This window comes from Kitasatospora sp. Root107, assembly GCF_001424875.1.
Lineage (GTDB): Bacteria > Actinomycetota > Actinomycetes > Streptomycetales > Streptomycetaceae > Kitasatospora.
The window spans coordinates 1-17,937 of sequence record NZ_LMCT01000028.1; the positions used below are offsets into that span (position 1 = coordinate 1).

General features: G+C 69.8%; 15 protein-coding genes. 8 read left to right on the top strand and 7 right to left on the bottom strand.

Annotated features, from left to right (window positions below; translation table 11 throughout):
- Window positions 1-1,042, top strand: a 1,042-nt coding sequence (locus tag ASC99_RS23485) for a non-reducing end alpha-L-arabinofuranosidase family hydrolase (protein ID WP_057235268.1), incomplete at its 5' end; no start/stop codon positions are given.
- Window positions 1,043-1,373: 331 nt separating this feature from the next.
- On the opposite strand, the gene ASC99_RS23490 is transcribed toward ASC99_RS23485, so the two are convergent.
- The 5 genes from ASC99_RS23490 to ASC99_RS23510 all read right to left on the bottom strand — a co-directional run bounded on the left by ASC99_RS23490 (window position 1,374) and on the right by ASC99_RS23510 (window position 7,411).
- The gene (locus ASC99_RS23490) at window positions 1,374-2,786 is read right to left on the bottom strand and encodes a GH1 family beta-glucosidase (RefSeq protein WP_057235270.1); all 1,413 of its coding nucleotides are present in this window, start codon (window positions 2,784-2,786) and stop codon (window positions 1,374-1,376) included.
- A 52-nt stretch (window positions 2,787-2,838) separates the two neighbouring features.
- Complete coding sequence (locus ASC99_RS23495) at window positions 2,839-3,765, bottom strand: carbohydrate ABC transporter permease (protein ID WP_082598568.1); 927 nt, start codon at window positions 3,763-3,765, stop codon at window positions 2,839-2,841.
- 14 nt (window positions 3,766-3,779) lie between these two features.
- Complete coding sequence (locus ASC99_RS23500; protein WP_057235275.1) at window positions 3,780-4,751, bottom strand: carbohydrate ABC transporter permease; 972 nt, start codon at window positions 4,749-4,751, stop codon at window positions 3,780-3,782.
- A 127-nt stretch (window positions 4,752-4,878) separates the two neighbouring features.
- Window positions 4,879-6,180: an ABC transporter substrate-binding protein gene (locus ASC99_RS23505; RefSeq protein ID WP_057235277.1), complete on the bottom strand. Its 1,302-nt coding sequence runs from the start codon at window positions 6,178-6,180 to the stop codon at window positions 4,879-4,881.
- Between the two features lie 217 nt (window positions 6,181-6,397).
- Window positions 6,398-7,411 (bottom strand): LacI family DNA-binding transcriptional regulator, encoded by a 1,014-nt coding sequence (locus ASC99_RS23510; protein WP_057235279.1) that lies wholly within the window; start codon window positions 7,409-7,411, stop codon window positions 6,398-6,400.
- 210 nt (window positions 7,412-7,621) lie between these two features.
- Between ASC99_RS23510 and ASC99_RS23515 the strand changes: the two genes are divergently transcribed.
- From ASC99_RS23515 to ASC99_RS23525, 3 genes are all read left to right on the top strand, one after another.
- Window positions 7,622-8,596, top strand: a complete 975-nt coding sequence (locus ASC99_RS23515; protein ID WP_057235281.1) for a glycoside hydrolase family 6 protein — start codon at window positions 7,622-7,624, stop codon at window positions 8,594-8,596.
- 73 nt (window positions 8,597-8,669) lie between these two features.
- On the top strand, window positions 8,670-9,977 hold the full coding sequence (locus ASC99_RS23520) for a glycoside hydrolase family 6 protein (protein WP_057235283.1): 1,308 nt from the start codon (window positions 8,670-8,672) through the stop codon (window positions 9,975-9,977).
- A 197-nt stretch (window positions 9,978-10,174) separates the two neighbouring features.
- The gene (locus tag ASC99_RS23525) at window positions 10,175-11,521 is read left to right on the top strand and encodes a PHB depolymerase family esterase (protein ID WP_057235285.1); all 1,347 of its coding nucleotides are present in this window, start codon (window positions 10,175-10,177) and stop codon (window positions 11,519-11,521) included.
- A gap of 184 nt (window positions 11,522-11,705) precedes the next feature.
- Here the strand turns inward: ASC99_RS23525 and ASC99_RS23530 are convergent, their stop codons facing one another.
- Complete coding sequence (locus ASC99_RS23530) at window positions 11,706-12,311, bottom strand: TetR/AcrR family transcriptional regulator (RefSeq protein ID WP_057235287.1); 606 nt, start codon at window positions 12,309-12,311, stop codon at window positions 11,706-11,708.
- 145 nt (window positions 12,312-12,456) lie between these two features.
- On the opposite strand from ASC99_RS23530, the gene ASC99_RS23535 reads away from it, so the two are divergent.
- From ASC99_RS23535 to ASC99_RS23550, 4 genes are all read left to right on the top strand, one after another.
- Window positions 12,457-13,536, top strand: coding sequence for an alkene reductase (locus ASC99_RS23535; protein WP_057235289.1), 1,080 nt, complete (start codon window positions 12,457-12,459; stop codon window positions 13,534-13,536).
- Window positions 13,537-13,571: 35 nt separating this feature from the next.
- Entirely contained in the window at window positions 13,572-14,285 is a 714-nt protein-coding gene (locus ASC99_RS23540) for an SDR family oxidoreductase (protein ID WP_057235291.1), read from the top strand.
- A 175-nt stretch (window positions 14,286-14,460) separates the two neighbouring features.
- A complete protein-coding gene (locus tag ASC99_RS23545; RefSeq protein WP_057235400.1) occupies window positions 14,461-15,327 on the top strand; it encodes an alpha/beta fold hydrolase in 867 nt (288 codons plus the stop codon).
- A 26-nt stretch (window positions 15,328-15,353) separates the two neighbouring features.
- The gene (locus tag ASC99_RS23550) at window positions 15,354-16,355 is read left to right on the top strand and encodes an NADP-dependent oxidoreductase (protein ID WP_057235293.1); all 1,002 of its coding nucleotides are present in this window, start codon (window positions 15,354-15,356) and stop codon (window positions 16,353-16,355) included.
- A gap of 314 nt (window positions 16,356-16,669) precedes the next feature.
- On the opposite strand, the gene ASC99_RS23555 is transcribed toward ASC99_RS23550, so the two are convergent.
- On the bottom strand, window positions 16,670-17,776 hold the full coding sequence (locus tag ASC99_RS23555) for a ricin-type beta-trefoil lectin domain protein (RefSeq protein ID WP_057235295.1): 1,107 nt from the start codon (window positions 17,774-17,776) through the stop codon (window positions 16,670-16,672).
- Window positions 17,777-17,937 lie beyond the last annotated feature (161 nt).

A 17,937-nucleotide genomic window follows, 5' to 3' on the forward strand; every position in this document is an offset into this window, starting at 1 on the left:
CAAGGCCCTCGAGGTCCAGGGCGCCTCCACCGCCGACGGCGGCAAGATCGTCCAGTACGCCGACTGGGGCGGCAGCAACCAGCAGTGGCAGCTCGTCCCCGTCGCCGACGTCGGCACCGGCGCGTGCGCTCTTCCGTCGACCTACCGGTGGACCTCGTCGGGTCCGCTGGCGCAGCCGGCGAACGGGCAGCTCGCGCTGAAGGACTTCAGCACCGTGAAGTACAACGGCAAGAACCTGGTCTACGCGACCACCTCCAACGGAACGTCGTGGGGCGGGACGGCGTTCACTCCCTTCACGAACTGGTCGGACATGGGGACGGCCACCCAGACCCAGATGACCGACGGCGCGGTGGCGCCCGAACTGTTCTACTTCGCGCCCAAGAACATCTGGGTGATGGTGTCCCAGTGGGGCCAGTGGCCGCTCTACTACCGCACGTCCAGCGACCCGACCAACCCGAACGGCTGGTCCGCCCGGCAGCCGCTGTTCACCGGCACCCTCCCCGAGGGCCCCGGGGACCGGCGGGACAAGCCGATCGACCCGACCATGATCGGCGATGACCAGAACATGTACCTGTTCTTCGCCGCTGACAACGGCAAGATCTACCGGGCGAGCATGCCGATCGGGAACTTCCCCGGCAACTTCGGCTCCTCGTACACGACGGTCATGAGTGACACGGAGCAGCTTCTCTTCGAGGCGCCGGAGGTCTACAAGGTCAAGGGCCAGAACCAGTACCTCATGATCGTTGAGGCGGAGGGGACGAACCGCTACTTCCGCTCGTTCACCGCCTCCAGCCTGAACGGTCCGTGGACCGTCCAGGCCGGCAGCGAGAGCAGCCCCTTCGCGGGCACTGCCAACAGCGGTTCCACCTGGGCCCAGGGCGTCAGCCACGGTGACCTGGTCCGCGACAGCGCCGACCAGACCATGACCATCGATCCCTGCAACCTGCAGTTCCTCTACCAGGGCCTCCCCACCAACACGCCGCAGAACACCCCCTACCTGAGCCTGCCGTACCGGCCGGGCCTGCTCACCCTGCAGCGCTGACCCGCCTGATCCACGGTGATCGCGATGTGGTGCGGTCCGCCGACGCGTAGACGAGCTGTCTACGGCGTAGGGGACTCCACCTGCTGACCGATACTCACCGCACCGAGGCACCCCAGCCGCACGTCGGCTGGGGTGCCTCATCCTGTGTGCAGGCGGTTTCAGGGCCCCCGACGACAACGGCCAGGGCATGGACCCCGCTACCCCATGGACCACCCCGTACATCGAACTCCCGTACCGGATAGGCCTGTTGACGCAGACCAACAGCACCTGCTGATCCGTCCTGCACCCGCCGCGCCGCCGACCGTTCTCCACGGTCGGCGGCGTCGTGGTGTCAGTCGAGGGTGCCGCGACGGATCACGTCGGCGTACCAGCGGGCGCTGCTCTTCGGCGTGCGCACCAGCGTGTCGTAGTCGACGTGGACGATGCCGAAGCGCTTCTCGTAGCCGTAGGCCCACTCGAAGTTGTCCATCAGCGACCAGAGGAAGTAGCCCCGGACGTCCGCGCCGCCGGCGATCGCCTCGGAGATCGCGGCCAGGTGGTCGCGGAGGTAGGCGGTCCGCTCGGGGTCGTGGACGCTTCCGTCGGGACCGGCCTCGTCCTCGAAGGCGGCGCCGTTCTCGGTGACCAGGAGCGGCACGCCGAACTCGTGGTGCAGGGCGAACAGCGAGTCGGACAGCCCGGTTGGGTCGATCGGCCAGCCCATGGCGGTGACGTTGTCGTTGGCGAGGTGGAAGGCGACGTCCTCGGAGCCCGGCCACGGTGAGTGCGCACTCGCGCCGTGCCCGTCCTGGCGCGGGAGGTCCTTCGCGTTGGCGGCGGAGGAGACCACGGTCGGGTTGTAGTAGTTGAGACCGAGCAGGTCGATCGGGCGGGAGATCTCGGCGAGGTCGCCGTCCTGGACCAGCTCGTCCCACTTGACCAGGTGGGCGGTGTCGGCGAGCAGGTCGTCGTCGTACCGGCCCTTGAACATCGGGCTGGTGAAGATCCGGTTGCCGACGGCCTCGATCCGGCGGGCCGCCTCCAGGTCGTCGGGGTGCGCGCTGTGCGGCCGGACGGCGTGCAGGTTGAGCGAGACGGCCAGTTGGGCGTCGGCGGGCAGGTTGGCGCGCAGGGCGCCGATCGCCAGGCCGTGGCCCAGGTTGAGGTGGTGGGCGGCCTTGAGTGCGTCGGCCGGGTCGGTACGGCCGGGGGCGTGCACGCCGGAGCCGTAGCCGAGGAAGGCGCTGCACCAGGGTTCGTTGAGGGTGGTCCAGGTGGTCACGCGGTCGCCGAGTGCTTCGGCGGCGAGTGCGGCGTAGTCGGCGAACCGGTATGCGGTGTCGCGGTGGGGCCAGCCGCCGAGGTCCTCCAGGTGCTGGGGCAGGTCCCAGTGGTAGAGGGTGGCGACCGGGGTGATGCCGTGGGCGAGCAGCTCGTCGGTCAGGGCGCGGTAGAAGTCCAGTCCGCTCTCGACGGCCGGGCCGCGCCCGGTGGGCTGGACGCGGGGCCAGGAGATGGAGAAGCGGTAGGCGGTGAGGCCGATCTCGGCCATCTGCCGGACGTCGTCGCGGAACCGGTGGAAGTGGTCGATCGCGATGTCCCCGTGGTCACCGTTGGCGACCTTGCCGGGGGTGTGGCTGAAGGTGTCCCAGATCGACGGGGTGCGCCCGTTCTCGGCGGCGGCACCCTCGATCTGGTAGGCGGCGGTGGCCGCGCCCCAGACGAAGCCCTGGGGGAAGGTGTGGTGGACGGGGCTGACGGTCATTTGGGTGTACTCCAAGAGGTGTCGTGCGGTCGGGTGCCGGCCTGACGGCCGGTCACCCCTTGAGTGCGCCCTGGGTGATGCCGCCGACGATCTGTCGGCCGAAGACGGTGAAGACCAGGAGCAGCGGCAGGGTGCCGACGAGCGCTCCGGCGGTGATGACGGACCAGTCGGTGGACCAGCCGGTGCCGAGCCCGGCGAGGGCGACCTGGACGGTGGGGTTGGTGGCGCCGTTCATCGCGATGATCGGCCACAGGAAGTCGTTCCAGGACTGGACGAAGGCGAGCATCCCGAGCACGGCCATCGCGGGCCGGGCGATCGGTACGACGACGTGCCAGACGACCCGCAGCGAGTTCGCGCCGTCGACCAGGGCCGCTTCCAGGAGTTCGGTGGGCAGGGCCTGGCTGAGGTACTGACGCATGAAGAACACGCCGAACGCGGTCACCAGGGTCGGCAGGATGAGGGCGCCGAGCTGGTTGCCGAGCCCCAGGTGCTTCATCAGGATGAACAGCGGGACGATGCTGACCTGGGCGGGCACGGCCATGGTGGCGACGACGAGGGAGAGCAGAGCGCCGCGGCCGCGGAACCGGAGCTTGGCGAACGCGAACCCGGCCAGCACCGAGAACGCCACGGTACTGACCGCGACGGTGCCCGCGACCAGGGTCGAGTTGAGCAGCGCGACGCCCATGCCGCGTGCCCCGGCGTTGTTCCAGACGTAGCCGATGTTGTCGAACAGGTTCCCGCCGGGCAGCAGGGGCGGCGGCGTGGAGATCACCCGGTGGCTGTCGGTGGAGGCCGCCACGACCGTCCAGTAGAGCGGGAACAGCGAAGCGAGGGTGACCAGGACCAGCATCGTCAGGGCGAGCGGTCCGGCGCGGTGTTGGCCGCCCGCGCCGAGGGAGCGTGGCCGGCGTCGACGCGCGGCTCTGTAGCGGGCGGTCGGCCCGATTGTGGGGGAGTCGTGGGCAGCGATGGTGGTCATGTCGTCCTTCCCGCTCATTGGGCGGAGCGCAGGCGGCGGGCGATCAGCGTGTTGGCCAGGCCGACCAGCAGGAGCAGGCCGAACATCGTCCAGGCGATGGCGGAGGCGCGGCCGAGCATGCTGTGGTGGAAGCCCGTGTCGTACATGAGGATGCCGAGGGTCTCGTACTGGTGGTCCGCACCGCCCTGGTGACCGCTCTGGCCGCCGAACAGGTAGGGCTCGCCGAAGAGTTGGGTGGCGCCGATCGAGGAGACCACGACGGTGAACAGGATGGTGGGACGCAGCTCGGGGATCGTGACGTGGAGGAACTGCCGCCAGCGGGAGGCGCCGTCGATGGCGGCGGCCTCGTACAGATCGCGCGGGATCGCCTGCATCGCGGCCAGGTAGATCAGCGCGTTGTAGCCGGTCCACCGCCAGATGACGATCACCGACACGGCGAACTGGGAGCTCCAGGGACCGGCCTCCCACCGGACCGGGCCGGCCCCGACCAGGCCCAGCAGCCAGTTGGCCATACCGCCCTCGGGGCTGAAGATCAGCGCGAAGACCAGGGTCGCGGCGGCCACCGAGGTCGCGTACGGGGCGAGCAGTGCCGTGCGGAAGAACCCCCGGGCCGGGAGATGGTAGTTGAGCAGGTGGGCGAGGCCGAGCGCGGCCAGCAGCTGCGGGACGGTGGACAGCACGCCGAGGGTGATCGTGTTGCGCAGGGCGTTCCAGAAGAAGTGGCTCGGTGGGCCGAACAGCAGGTCCCAGTAGTTCTGGAGACCCACCCAGTCGGCCTGGTCCACGTTGTAGAGGCTGACCCGGTGCAGGGACAGCCAGCCGGTGTAGAGCAACGGGAAGAGGCCGAAGGCGGCGAACACCAGGAAGAAGGGCGCGACGAACAGGTAGGGCGAGGCAGTGCGGTCCCAGCGGTGCAGGCGGCTGCGCCGGCTCGTCCTGCGAGGGTCGGGCGGGCCCGTTCGGTGGGTGCGGGTAGGGGTGGCCACAGGGGTTCCTCCGTGCCGGGCCGACGGCCGGGTGGGTCCGTCGGGTCGTTCTGGTCTTGGCAGTTGGTGGACGAGGTCGTACGGACCGCGGGCGGGTCGCCGCGCGGCCGTACGGTGCGGCGTCCGGCTACTGGACGGTGCTCGCGATCTGCTGGAGGGTGGCGGCCCAGGCTTCGTCGGCGCTCTTGTTGTTCTGCTCCATCAGCAGCACGCCGTTGCTGAACGCCCCGTGCAGGTCGCCGTGGTGCGGGCCGGTCTCGGCCGGCGTGATCGCCTTCGCGGCGGTGGAGAAGATCTGCCCGGTGGGGGCCTTCGGGCCGATGTAGGGGTTGGTGAAGTCGGTGACGCCGGGCAGCGCGTACGCCTTCTGGTTGGCGGGGATGTTGCCGACCTTCTGGAAGACCTTGGCCTGCTGCTCGGGTGCGGTGAGCCAGACGACCAGCGCCTGGGCCTGCGCGACGTGCTTGCCGGAGGCCGGTACGGCGAGGAAGGACCCGCCCCAGTTGCCGGCGGCGGGTGCCTGCGCGATGTTCCACTTTCCGGCGTTGCCGGGGCCGGAGTACTTCTCGATGTTGGCCTGCTGCCAGGACGGGCAGACCGTGGTGGCGAAGGTGGAGTTGGAGAACGCGGTCTGCCAGGGGGTGTCGAACTCCTTGAGCCCCTGGGTGACCCCGGCCTTGACCGCCTCGGCGGCCAGCTGCCAGCCCTTCAGGACACCGGCGGAGTCCTGGTACACCATCTTGCCCTTCCGGTAGTACTGCTCCGCGTTGGAGGAGACCACGCCGTTGTAGAGGCCGGAGGCGGTGTCCATGAAGAAACTGCCCTTGGGTGCCTTGGCCTGGTACTGGCGGCCGACCTCGACGTACTTCGCCCAGTCACCCGCCCACAGGGCGCTGACCGCGGCGGGGTCGGAGGGCAGGCCGGCCGCCTGGAACAGGTCCTGGCGGTAGCAGATCGCCATCGGGCCGACGTCCGTTCCGAGGCCGATGGTCTTGCCCTGGGCGGTGGTCGCCTGCTGCCACTTCCACGGCAGGTAGGCCTCCTTCTCGACGCCCTGAGCCTTCGACAGGTCGGTGAAGGCTCCGGAGAGTTGCTCGGAGGTGGCCAGCGCGATCCGGCTCAGCTCCAGCGCCTGGATGTCGTCGAGCCCGCCGCCCGACAGGCGGGTCTGCAGGGCGGTCCAGTAGTCGCCCTCCTGGGTGGTGCTGTTCTCCGTGATGGTGATGTTCGGGTGGGCCTTCGTGTACTCGTCGAAGAGCCCGGCCTCCTTGTAGCCGAAGGTGCCGAAGTCGCCCACGCTGAGCGTGATCTTCGCGTTCGGGTCGTCGGAGCCCGTTCCGGCGGAGGAACATCCCGTGACCAGGAGCGCGGCGGTGACGGCGGCGGACACGAGGGCGGCGGTTCTGCGGGTACGGCGGTGCGGGGACATGGATTCTCCAGGAAGGGTGGGTGGGGAGGTGCGAGGTACTGCGCGGGGCGCACATCGTGGGAGCGCTCCCAGAAGCAGCGGAGCGAAACCCTGCTCCCCGGGGTGGGGAGCTGTCAAGAGGTGATCTTGTCCGTTCGCCGGTACGCGCGCCCGGCTGCGGGCATAGCGGAGCACCGCACCGCGAACGAGGCTGTGTGGTAGCTGAACTGACGGCAGATCAGGCGGATTCGCGCCGGACCAGCGTGGTGGGCAGGATCAGCGGACTCGGCTTCTCGCCTGCGATCAGCGCCAGCAGCATGCGGGTCATCTCCCGGCCGAGATCCCGTATCGGCTGATGGACCGTGGTGAGGGGAGGCTCGGCGATCTCGGAGGCCGTCAGGCCGTCGAAGCCGACCACGGCGACGTCCGTGGGAATGGTTCGGCCCGCGCGGTGGAGTACCCGCAGTGCGCCCGCCGCCATGTTGTCGTTGGCGGCGAACACCGCATCCAGATCCGGGTGTCGGGCGAGCAGCGCCTCCATCGCGGCCATGCCGCTCCGCTCGGTGAAGTCACCGCCCTCCTCCGCGCGGAAGGGGACGCCCGCCAGGGTCAGCGCCTCGTGGTAACCGCGCCTGCGGGCCAGGCCGACGTCCGTGTCCAGCGGTCCGGTGATGGCCGCGATCCGGGTGCGGCCGAGGGAGGCCAGGTGTTCGGTCGCCTCCCGGGCGCCGCGCACGTTGTCCACGTCGACGTAGAACGGGACCTCCCCGTGCAGCGGCTTTCCGCCGAACACGGCGGGGACGCCGGCCTCCAGGGCCAGCCGGGACAGCGGATCGTCCCCGCGCAGGGACATCAGCATCACCCCGTCCACCGCCCGGGTCTGCAGCAACTGCTTCACGCGGATCTGGCCCCGGGTGGAGGTGGCCAGACACAGCATCAGGTGCAGGTCGGTCTCCTCCAGTACGGTCGAGGCGCCCGCGATGACCTGGCCGTAGAACGGGTCGGCCAGGACCGCCGGGTCCTCCCCGGCGATGATCAGGGCCACCGCTCCCGCCTGCTGGGTCGCGAGCGCGCGGGCGGTCGGGTTCGGGACGAAGCCGAGCTCCTTGATCGCGCGCAGCACGGCCTCACGTTTGCCGTGGCTCACGTTCGGGGCGTTGTTCAACACCCTCGACGCGGCGGTCCGGGACACGCCGGCGTGCTCGGCGACCTCGTCCAGGGTCGGCCTTCGGCGCGTCGGTTCGTCCGTCATCGTGCTCCACCTCGGTCTTTGGTGCCGTTGCACAGCGTACCGCGCCTCCGGTCGGAGGACTGGAAGCGCTTCCAGTTCGGAACTGTAGAGCGGGCAGCCGTTCATGGGAAGGGAATCCACATCTCTTGACATCCGCCTGGGAAGGGCCAATCATCTGGCAACTGGAAGCGCTTCCACCTCCCCCACCCCACCCACAGCGGAGGAAGCCCGATGCGCCGCACGCGCCGCAGCACGGCCCTGCTCATCGCACCAGCGCTGACCGTCCTTCTGGTCGCGGTCCAGCCCGGGACGGCGTACGCCGCCGACCCGACCAGCATGACCAACGGCTTCTACGCCGATCCGAACTCCAGTGCCCAGCAGTGGGTCAACGGCCACCGCGGGGACGGTCGCGCCGCCGCGATCCAGACGTCGATCGCCAACGTGCCGATGGCACGCTGGTTCGGCAACTGGAGCGGCACCATCGGGACGGCGACCGGCGCCTACGCCGGCGCGGCAGCGGCCGGCGGGAAGCTGCCGATCCTGGTGGCGTACAACATCCCCAACCGCGACGTCTGCGCCGGTCAGTCCGGTGGCGGAGCCGGTTCAGCCGCCGAGTACAACTCCTGGATCGCCGCCTTCGCCAGCGGCATCGGCAACCGGCCGGCCCTGGTCGTCCTCGAACCCGACGCACTCGGGCACGAGAGCTGCATGACGCCGGCTCAGGTCTCCGAGCGCAACGGACTGCTGCGCAACGCCGTCGCCCAGTTCAACGCCAAGGCCCCCAACACCTGGGTCTACCTGGACATCGGCAACCCCGGCTGGTTGAACGCCTCCACCGCGGCCAAGCTGCTGTCCGACGCCGGGGTGAGCGGAGCCCACGGGTTCTCGCTGAACGTCTCGAACTTCTACACCACCGGGCAGAACACCACGTACGGCAACAACGTCAACGCGGCGCTGAAGTCCTCGTACGGGCTCAGCAAGCCGTACGTCGTCGACACCAGCCGCAACGGCAACGGCTCCGACGGCAACTGGTGCAACCCGGCCGGACGGCGGATCGGCACGCCCACCCAGAAGGGCGGCGGCGCCGAGATGCTGCTGTGGGTCAAGGCCCCCGGCGAGTCCGACGGCAACTGCGGCACCGGAGCCGGATCGACGGCCGGACAGTTCCTGCCCGAGGTCGCCTACAAGATGATCTACGGCTACTGACCGGGGATCGACACCAACTCCGCTCGGGGCGGCTCCACCCGGCCGCCCCGAGCGGCCCAGAAGAGGAAAACCCATGAGACCGCGCATCCCACGCTCCCTGGCCCCCGCCGCGCTGGCCGCCCTGCTGACGGTCCTCGCCGTGCCGGTTCAGGCACAGGCCCAGCAGGCCACCGGCCACACCCTGCCCGCAGGCACCCGCTTCTACGTCGACCCGGAGAGCGACGCCGCCGAGCAGGCCGTCCGTTACCTGCGGGGCCACGACTTCGCGGGCGCCGCCGCCATGGCCAAGCTCGCGAGCTGGCCCGAGGCCGACTGGTTCACCGACGGCACACCCGCCGAGGTGGAGACCCGGGCGCGCACCCTGGCCCGCCGCGCGGCCCGTACCGGGACCGTCCCGGTGCTGGTCGCCTACAACGTCCCGCTGCGGGACTGCTCCCAGTACTCCAGCGGAGGCGCGCAGTCCGACGCGGAGTACCAGGCCTGGATCGCGGCGTTGGCCCGCGGCCTCGGCAAGAGCAAGGCCGTGATCGTCCTCGAGCCCGACGCCCTGGCCAACCTGCCCTCCGACTGCGGCCCGGACAGCGACCCCACCGGCGCGGTCACGGCGGGACGGATCGCCGACCTCAACTACGCGATCGACGTGCTGGAGCAGCAGCCGAACACGGTGGTCTACCTGGACGCCGGGAACAGCCACTGGCAGAGCGTCGGCAACGCCGCGCAGCGCCTGCTCCAGGCGGGCGTCGAGCGGGCCCAGGGCTTCTCGCTGAACGTGTCCAACTTCTTTGCCACCGGCCTGTCCGACCACTACGGCACCTGGGTGTCGAAGTGCCTCTGGTACGCCACCAAGGGCCCGGAGGCCGCACGCGGGCACGCCGACTGGTGCGCGAGCCAGTACTACTCGCCGGCCGCGCCGAACGACGGGCAGCCGGGGAACTCCGTCAACGCGGACGACCCCGCCACCTGGCACTGGACCGACCAGTGGTTCGAGCAGAACGCCGGCACCGCGCCGCTGAACGCACTGACCCACTTCGTCGTCGACACCAGCCGTAACGGACAGGGCAGTTGGACCCCGCCGACCGGCAAGTACCCGGGTGACCCGCAGATCTGGTGCAACCCGCCCGGGCGCGGCATCGGCAACCGCCCCACCGCCGACACCGGCACGCCGCTGGTGGACGCCTACCTGTGGGTGAAGACCGTCGGGCAGTCGGACGGGCAGTGCAACCGCAACATCCCCGGCGGCACGGTCGATCCCGAGTACGGCATCGTCGACCCACCGGCGGGCACCTGGTGGCCGGAGCAGGCCATGGCCCTGGTGCGCAACGCCAGCCCGGCCCTGACCTTCGCCCCCTTCACCCGCCCCCGGAGCTCGACGGAGCGGTAGCGAATGCCCGGCCGGCCCTCCGCCACTGCTGCCGCGCGGAGGGCTGGCTTCTCTGCGGCGTTGCTGCGGTGGGTAGTTGACGGCTGTGGTTGGCCGATACCGGCCGCGGCGGGGTCGTTGACCGCTGTGGTCGACCGACCCGAGGATGAGTGCGCGGCGCCGGAACACACTTCACGCTGATACAACGGAGAGGTCCTATGTTCCGATCCCGCTCCCTCAAGTCCCGCCTGCTGGGCGTGATTGCTGCGGTCGGCCTTGCGGTCGGCCTGTGTCTGCAGGCCGCCCCCCAGGCAGCCGCCGCCTCACTGACCCAGATCACGAACTTCGGTACGAATCCCACCGGTCTGCTCATGAACCTGTACGTGCCGAGCAGCGTCAAGGCCAACCCGCCGATCCTGCTGGCCCTGCACGGGTGTCAGGGGTCGGGGCCCTACCTGCACTCGAGTCAGGACTTCTCGTCGCTGGCCGACCGGTACGGGTTCCTTGTCATCTACCCCTCGACGAACCCCAGCGGGAGTTGCTGGGACGTCTCCTCCGACCAGGCGTTGACCCGCAACGGCGGCAGTGACCCGGTCGGGCTCATGTCGATGATCACTTACACGGAGCAGCACTACGGCGGCAACGCCAACGCCGTGTACGTGACCGGGCAGTCGTCGGGCGGGATGATGACGAACGTGATGCTCGCCGACTACCCCGATGTGTTCAAGGCGGGCGCGGCGTTCATGGGAGTGCCCTACCGCTGCTTCTACACCGGCTCGGTGCGCGGCTGGAACTCGGCCTGCGCCCAGGGCCAGGTCTCCAAGACCCCGCAGCAGTGGGGAAGTTCGGTGCGCACATCGGGGTATCCCGGCTACACCGGTCCTCGTCCGCGCGTGCAGCTGTGGCACGGAACCGCCGACACCATCCTGAACCACAACAACCTCGGTGAAGAAGTCAAGCAGTGGACCGACGTCCTCGGCGTGAGCCAGACCCCGTCGGCCACGGACACCCCTGCGGCCAACTGGACCCGTACTCGCTACAACAACGGCGGCGGCACCACCCAGGTCGAGGCGTACAGTCTCGCCGGGTTCGGGCACGAACTGCCGGTCAAGGGTTCCACGATGGCCGCCCAGGCCATCCGCTTCATGGGCCTGGACGCGGGGTCCTCGGGCAGCCCGACCGGCGCGCTGCGTGCGGTGGCTGCGGGGAAGTGCCTGACCGATGCGAACACGACGCTGGGCACCCAGCAGCAGATCTACGCCTGCAACGGCGGTGCGAACCAGACCTGGACCCGTACGTCGTCCAACCAGCTGACCGTGACCGTGGGCGGCAGCACGCTGTGCCTGGACGCCAACGCACACGGCACCACCGCCGGCACCAAGGCGATCGTCTGGTCCTGCAACGGCCAGGCCAACCAGCAGTGGCAGCTGAACTCGAACGGCACCGTCACCGGGGTGCAGTCGGGGCTCTGCCTGGACGTGGTCGGCGCGGCCACCACCGACGGCACCGCGGTCCAGCTGTGGACCTGCAGCGGCGGCAGCAATCAGCAGTGGACTCTGGGATGACACCGCGTGCGCACCGGTCGCGCTGACCCCGGATCGAACGGCGCGGTCTGCTCCTGATGGATCGTCATGCTCTGCCCGCCGCAGCGGACCGGTGCGGCGGGCAGAGCGCTGCTGGGCGTGACGCTCCGCGCGCGATGGTGGTGGTCGGCGGGGCCCTCGCACTCGTTTCCCCTGGCTGGGCGCCTTACCGGCGTGCCAGCACCACCGCCAGCTGGTCGCGGATGTCTGCCAGTACCTGCTCGGCGTCGTGTCCAGCGTTCACGCTCGCGGCCATGCTCATGAACATCAGCGCGGAGGTGATACGGGCCAGGGTCGCGGCGTTGTCGCTGTCGCGAAACCCGTTGCGTTGCAGTACCTCGGCGACGGCTTGCTCGGTCTGGCCGACGATCGCCAGCGCCTCGGCGTGCCGGGGCTCTTCGGGGTCCCCGAAGACCATCTCTCGCAGGTAGGTGCGGCCGTTGCCGGTGTGTACCCGGTTGCACTCCACAACTGGACGGATGATCGCGAGCACCGCCTCCAGGGCGTTCTCGGCTTTATCGGCGCTGGCCCGGCCCCGGGCCAGCGCTTCGGCGTACAGGGAGTTCTGGATCAGCAGCAGCAGCTCACCCTTGCTCTTCACGTACAGGAAGAGCGTTCCGGTGCCGATGTCGGCCTTCTCGGCGATCTGCTGCGTGGTGACGTCCTCGACGCTGTACTCGGCGAAGAGCTCACGGGCGGCGGCGGTGATGCGGTCCAGCTTCTGCTGCTTGTTCCGCTCCCGCCGGCCCGACGGTGCGGGCGTGGTCGACATGCGGACCTCCGGGGAATAGATTTCTGACTGCGGTCATTTACGATTACAGTCACAAGCGAACGGGTTCAGATCCATTCTGGCATGCCACTCCATCAGTGGACCGGGCACCGCGAGCCGTCTGAACCGACAGCAGAGGAAGATCCCCATGACCACCTCACCCACCCTTTGGCAGCCTTTCGCGCTGGGCCGCGTCAAGCTCCCGCACCGGCTGGCGATGGCCCCGATGACCCGCAGCCGGGCCCTGCCCGACGGGACCCCCACGGAGCTGATGGCCGAGTACTACGGGCAGCGCGCAAGCCTGGGCCTCATCATCAGCGAGGGCACCCAACCCTCCCCGGACGGCCAGGGCTACCCGGGCACCCCCGGCATCCACGCCACCGAGCATGTCGAGGGCTGGCGGCGGATTGCCGAGGCCACCCAGGCCGGCGGCGGGGCGCTCTTCGTCCAGCTGATGCACGTCGGCCGAATGTCCCACCCGGACAACACCCCGCACCACCGGCAGCCGGTGGCCCCCTCCGCGATCAGTGCCGACCAGGACATGATCACCGCGAGCGGTATGCAGAAGACCCCGGTGCCACGAGAGCTCGCCACCGACGAACTGGCGGGCGTGGTCGCCGAGTTCCGGCACGCGGCAGCGATGGCGGCCGAGGCCGGGGCGGACGGTGTGGAGATCCACGCCGCCAACGGCTACCTGCTGCACCAGTTCCTCTCCTCCAACGCCAACCACCGCTCCGACGGCTACGGCGGCTCGGTCGAGGCCCGGTCCCGCTTCGTGGTCGAGGTCGCCGCGGCCGTCGCGGGGGAGATCGGCGCCGACCGGGTCGGCATCCGCATCTCACCCGGATTCCCGCTCGGCGGCATCGACGAGGGCGACGTGGAGGCGGTGCGCGCCCAGTACCGGCACCTGGTCGGCGAACTGGCCCCGCTGGACCTCGCCTACCTGCACATCCACCACCTCGGCGACGAGGAGCTGCTGCGCTCGCTGCGCGCAGTCTGGCCTACCGCACTGCTGGTGCTCCGCTACGGCCGCACCCGCGAGGAGCTGGCCGAGTACCTGGACTCGGGCCTGGCCGACATCGCCCCGGTCGGCCGCTGGGCGTTGGCCAACCCCGACCTGGTGGAGCGTCTGCGCGTCGACGCCCCGCTCACCGAGGCCGACCCGGCCACCCTCTACGGCGGCGCCGCCGCCGGCTACACCGACTACCCGACGCTGGCTCGGGCCTGAGCCCGCCGCGCCCAACGAACAGAAGGAGCACCACCATGACCTCGCTCAAGGGATCCGTCGTCCTCGTCACCGGAGCCAACGGCGGCATCGGCACCGAGTTCGTCCGCCAGGCGCTGGCCCGCGGCGCCACGAAGGTGTACGCCACCGCCCGCAACCCCGTCACCTGGGACGACGACCGGGTCGTCGCACTGCCTCTGGACGTGACCGACCCCGCCTCCATCGCCGCAGCCGTCGAAGCCGCGCCGGACGTCACCGTCCTGATCAACAACGCGGGGACTTCGGTGTCCAGCCCCGGGATCCTCACCCAGACCGAGCAGGAGATCGCCCGGAACGTCGCGACCAACTTCCTGGGCCCGCTGAACCTGGCCCGTGCCTACGCCCCCGTTCTCTCCGGCAACGCCCCGGCGGCGCTGATCGACATCCACTCCGCGCTGAGCTGGTGGGCGGTAAGTGGGATCTACAGCGCCACCAAGGCCGCGCTCTGGTCGGTGACGAACTCCCTGCGCATCGAGCTGGCCCCGGCCGGAGTGCAGGTGGTCGGCGTGCACGTCGGTTATGTCGACACCCCCATGGCCGCCCACGCCGACGGCCCCAAGACCGACCCGGCCGACCTGGTGAGGATCGTCTTCGACGCCACCGAGGCCGGCCAGTACGAGGTGCTCGCCGACGATGCCTCGGTACAGCTGAAGGCCGCCCTGTCCGCACCGCTGGAAGCCGTGTACTCGCAGCTGGCCGGACCCGCGGCCTGACGCCGGCCCACCGGCCTGGCGGGCCGCGAGCACCCGTGTGCCAATGGCACTGGGTGACCACAGCGTGGCCCGCCATGCGGCGCCGAGCCGGGTTCCGACCAGAGCCTTCGCGAAGTCCACGCACCGCCGCGGTACACCGCGGGACCCGTACCGAAAGGGCAACGCCATGAACGACATGGAGAGCTCAACCCCGCGCCAGGAGCCCCCGACGGCCTACAAGGACACCGCCAACCGGGTCGTCTCCGCCTCCGGGATTCGCTTCGCGTACCGCGACCTCGGCCCGCACACCGGCACCCCGGTGGTGTTCCTGGTCCACCTGGCAGGCGTCCTGGACAACTGGGATCCCCGCGTCGTGGACGGCATCGCCGCCGAGCACCGCGTCATCACCTTCGACAACCGAGGCGTCGGCGCCTCCACGGGCACCCCGCCGGCCACCATCTCCGAGATGGCCCACGACGCCATCACCTTCATCAAGGCCCTCGGATTCGACCGGGTCGACCTGCACGGGTTCTCCCTGGGAGGCATGGTCGCCCAGGAGATCGCACTCGCCGAGCCGCAGCTGGTCCGCAGGATGATCCTCACCGGCACCGGCCCGGCAGGCGGCGACGGCATCAAGAACGTCACCCGCATCACCCACCTGGACACCCTGCGAGCCCTCGCCACCTTGCAGGACCCCAAGCAGTACCTGTTCTTCACCCGCACCGACAACGGCAAACGGGCCGGCAAGCAGTTCCTGGCCCGGCTCAAGGAGCGTACCGCCGACCGGGACAAGTCGATCTCCCCGAAGGCGTACCTCGCCCAGCTCAAAGCCATCCACCGATGGGGGCTGCAGGCCCCGCAGGACCTGTCGGCGATCACGCAGCCCGTACTGGTCGCGAACGGCGACGCAGACCGGATGGTCCCCACACCCAACTCCGCCGACCTGGCCCGGCGCCTGCCCGACAGCGAACTGGTGATCTACCCCGACGCCGGACACGGCGGCATCTTCCAGTACCACGAGCAGTTCGTGGCCAAGGCGCTGCAATTCCTCGGCCGTCCCTGAACCCGACAAGAAAGGACCGGCAAGCCATGAAGGCTTTCGTCGTCGAGCACTACGGCAAGGACGGCCTGCGCGCAGCGGACCTTCCCCAGCCGCGGACCGGCCCCCGGGACGTGCTGGTGAAGGTCAGCGCGGCCAGCATCAACCCGCTGGACAAGCTGGTCCGCGACGGGGAGTTCAAGCAGTTGCTGAAGTACAAGCCCCCGTTCGTTCTCGGGCACGACGTCGCTGGAACCGTCACGTCGGTCGGGTCTGCGGTGCGGGGGTTCAACGTCGGCGACGAGGTCTACGCCCGGCCCCGAGATCTGCGCATCGGCACCTTCGCCGAGTACATCGCGATGGACGAGGACGACGTCGCCCGCAAGCCGGCGACACTGACGATGGCCGAGGCCGCCGCCGTACCGCTGGTGGCCCTGGCGGCCTGGCAGATCCTGGTGGAAAGGGCCGGGATCGGGCCAGGATCGAAGGTACTGGTCCACGGCGGTGCCGGTGGCCTGGGATCCACCGTCATCCAGCTCGCCAAGCACCTCGGTGCACACGTCGCCACCACTGCACGCGGTTCTGTCGAGGACCTGGTGCGCTCCCTCGGGGCCGACGTGGTCATCGACTACACCCAGCAGGACTTCTCCACGGTGCTGTCCGGCTACGACCTCGTCATCGACGGTATCGGCGGAGACAACCTGATGAAGTCGCTGAGGGTGCTGGCCCCCGGCGGCCTGGCAATCGGGGTGGCCGGCCCCCCGGACGCCGCCTTCGCCCGGCAGCTCGGCGCACCCCGCGCCTTCGAAGCGGTGCTGTGGTTCCTGAGCCGCAAGGTTCGCCGGGCCGCCCGGAAGGCCGGCGTGCAGTACTCGTTCTTCTTCATGCGTGCCAGCGGTGAACAACTGGCCCACCTCGCCGACCTGTACGACAGCGGCGCACTCCGCCCGGTCATCGACACCGTGTTCGCATTTGACGAGACACCTCAGGCGATGGCGTACGTCGAAGCCGGCAAGACCAAAGCCGGCAAGGCCGTCCTCTCCCTCGACTGACCCGCACGCCGCACCGCGTTCGATGCGAATGACACTCTGCGGTTGCGTACTCCGTCCGGTTCCAGGTGCAGGGTGGGTGAGAGCCGGAACGCCCAGTCCCCGTTGAGGTCGGTGCTGGGCGGGTCGGAGTCCAGGGCCGCTCGCGGCGCGGCCCTGCCGTGGCCGGGTGCGTAGTCCTCGAAATGCCGTGCGGACATGCGGAATCCTCCGGCGGTCGGGGCGATGCGCGCGACCGTACCGGCGAAGCCGTCTGCGGGCGGCGCCGTTCTCCCGGGACCGGGGCCCAGCGAGGGCTCAGGTCCCGGGAGCAGGGGTCAGCCGGCGGTCAGGGCGGTCCACTTCTGGTTGGACGTGCCATGGCAGTCCCACAGGTGGAGCTGCGTGCCGTCGGTCGTGGAGAAGCCCGGGATGTCGAGGCAGCGGCCGGAGACGGGGTTGCGATAGCCGCCGTTGTAGGGCTGCCAGATCTGGTTGGAGCCGCCGTGGCAGGCCCAGATCTGGATCTTGGTGCCGTTGGCCGTGCCGAAGCCAGCGGCTTCGAGGCACTTGCCCATGGAGCGCAGGGTGCCGTCGGTGTAGGCGGACCAGTACTGGTTGATGCTGTCGCCGCAGCTCCAGATCTGGACGGCGGTCCCGTCGGCGGTGCCGAAGCCGCTGACGTCCAGGCACTTGCCGCCCAGGTCGGACTGCACGCGTGCGGGGGCGGGGGCGGGGTTCCTCAGCCACCCGGCGCTGTCCGCGGACTGGATGCCGCGGCGGAAGGCGTCGGCCATCTTCTGGTAGCCCGCGTCGTTGGGATGCAGGGCGTCGGCCAGGTCGGCCGTGGTGAGGCTGCTCATGTCCACGTACGCGACGTGCTTGCCCGCAGCCTGCGCTTCGCTCACGATCTGGGGGATGGCCTGGTTGTACGCGGCACGGTACTGCTCCTCCGAGCCGCTGGTGGACACGACCAGGGAGGCCACGAGGACGGTCGCGTCGGGGACGTCGGCGGTGATCTGGTTGACCAGCGACTTCAGCCGCGCGGGGGCGGTGGAGGGCTGGTAGCTCCCGTTGAGGTCGTTGGTACCGGCCATCAGTGTCACGACGTTGGGCCGGTAGCGGGTCAGCTGAGCGTCGGCGAGTGCGGCGATCTGGTCGATGCGGTATCCGGAGTGGCCTTCGTTGTCGGGGTCGGACATCGAACCGCCCCGCCCCGAGCCGACGAAGTCCAGCGGATGGCCGTCGGCCGCGAGCTTGTCCCACAACGGGGCTCGGTAGCCGTTGCCCGTACTGCTTCCCACGCCCCAGGTGATGGAGTCGCCCAACGGCATGACTCGCAAGGGCGTGTTGGAGGCGGCGGAGGCAGGGGTCGCACCTGTCGCCGTCACCCCGAGCGTGGCGGCGACAAGCGCGATCAGGGGCAGAATCCAGGACTTTCTCATGAAGGTGTCCTCTTCTGTGGGTGGGCGCTGAATCAACGGGGCTGACCACCGCTCGTGTCGGCAACTCGGCCGTCATGCCGTCCCGTTGGCATCGGCGGCCGTCTGACGCACTGACAGAACGGCGTGCTGGGGGACTCCTGCCCTGTTAGCGCTAACAGTAT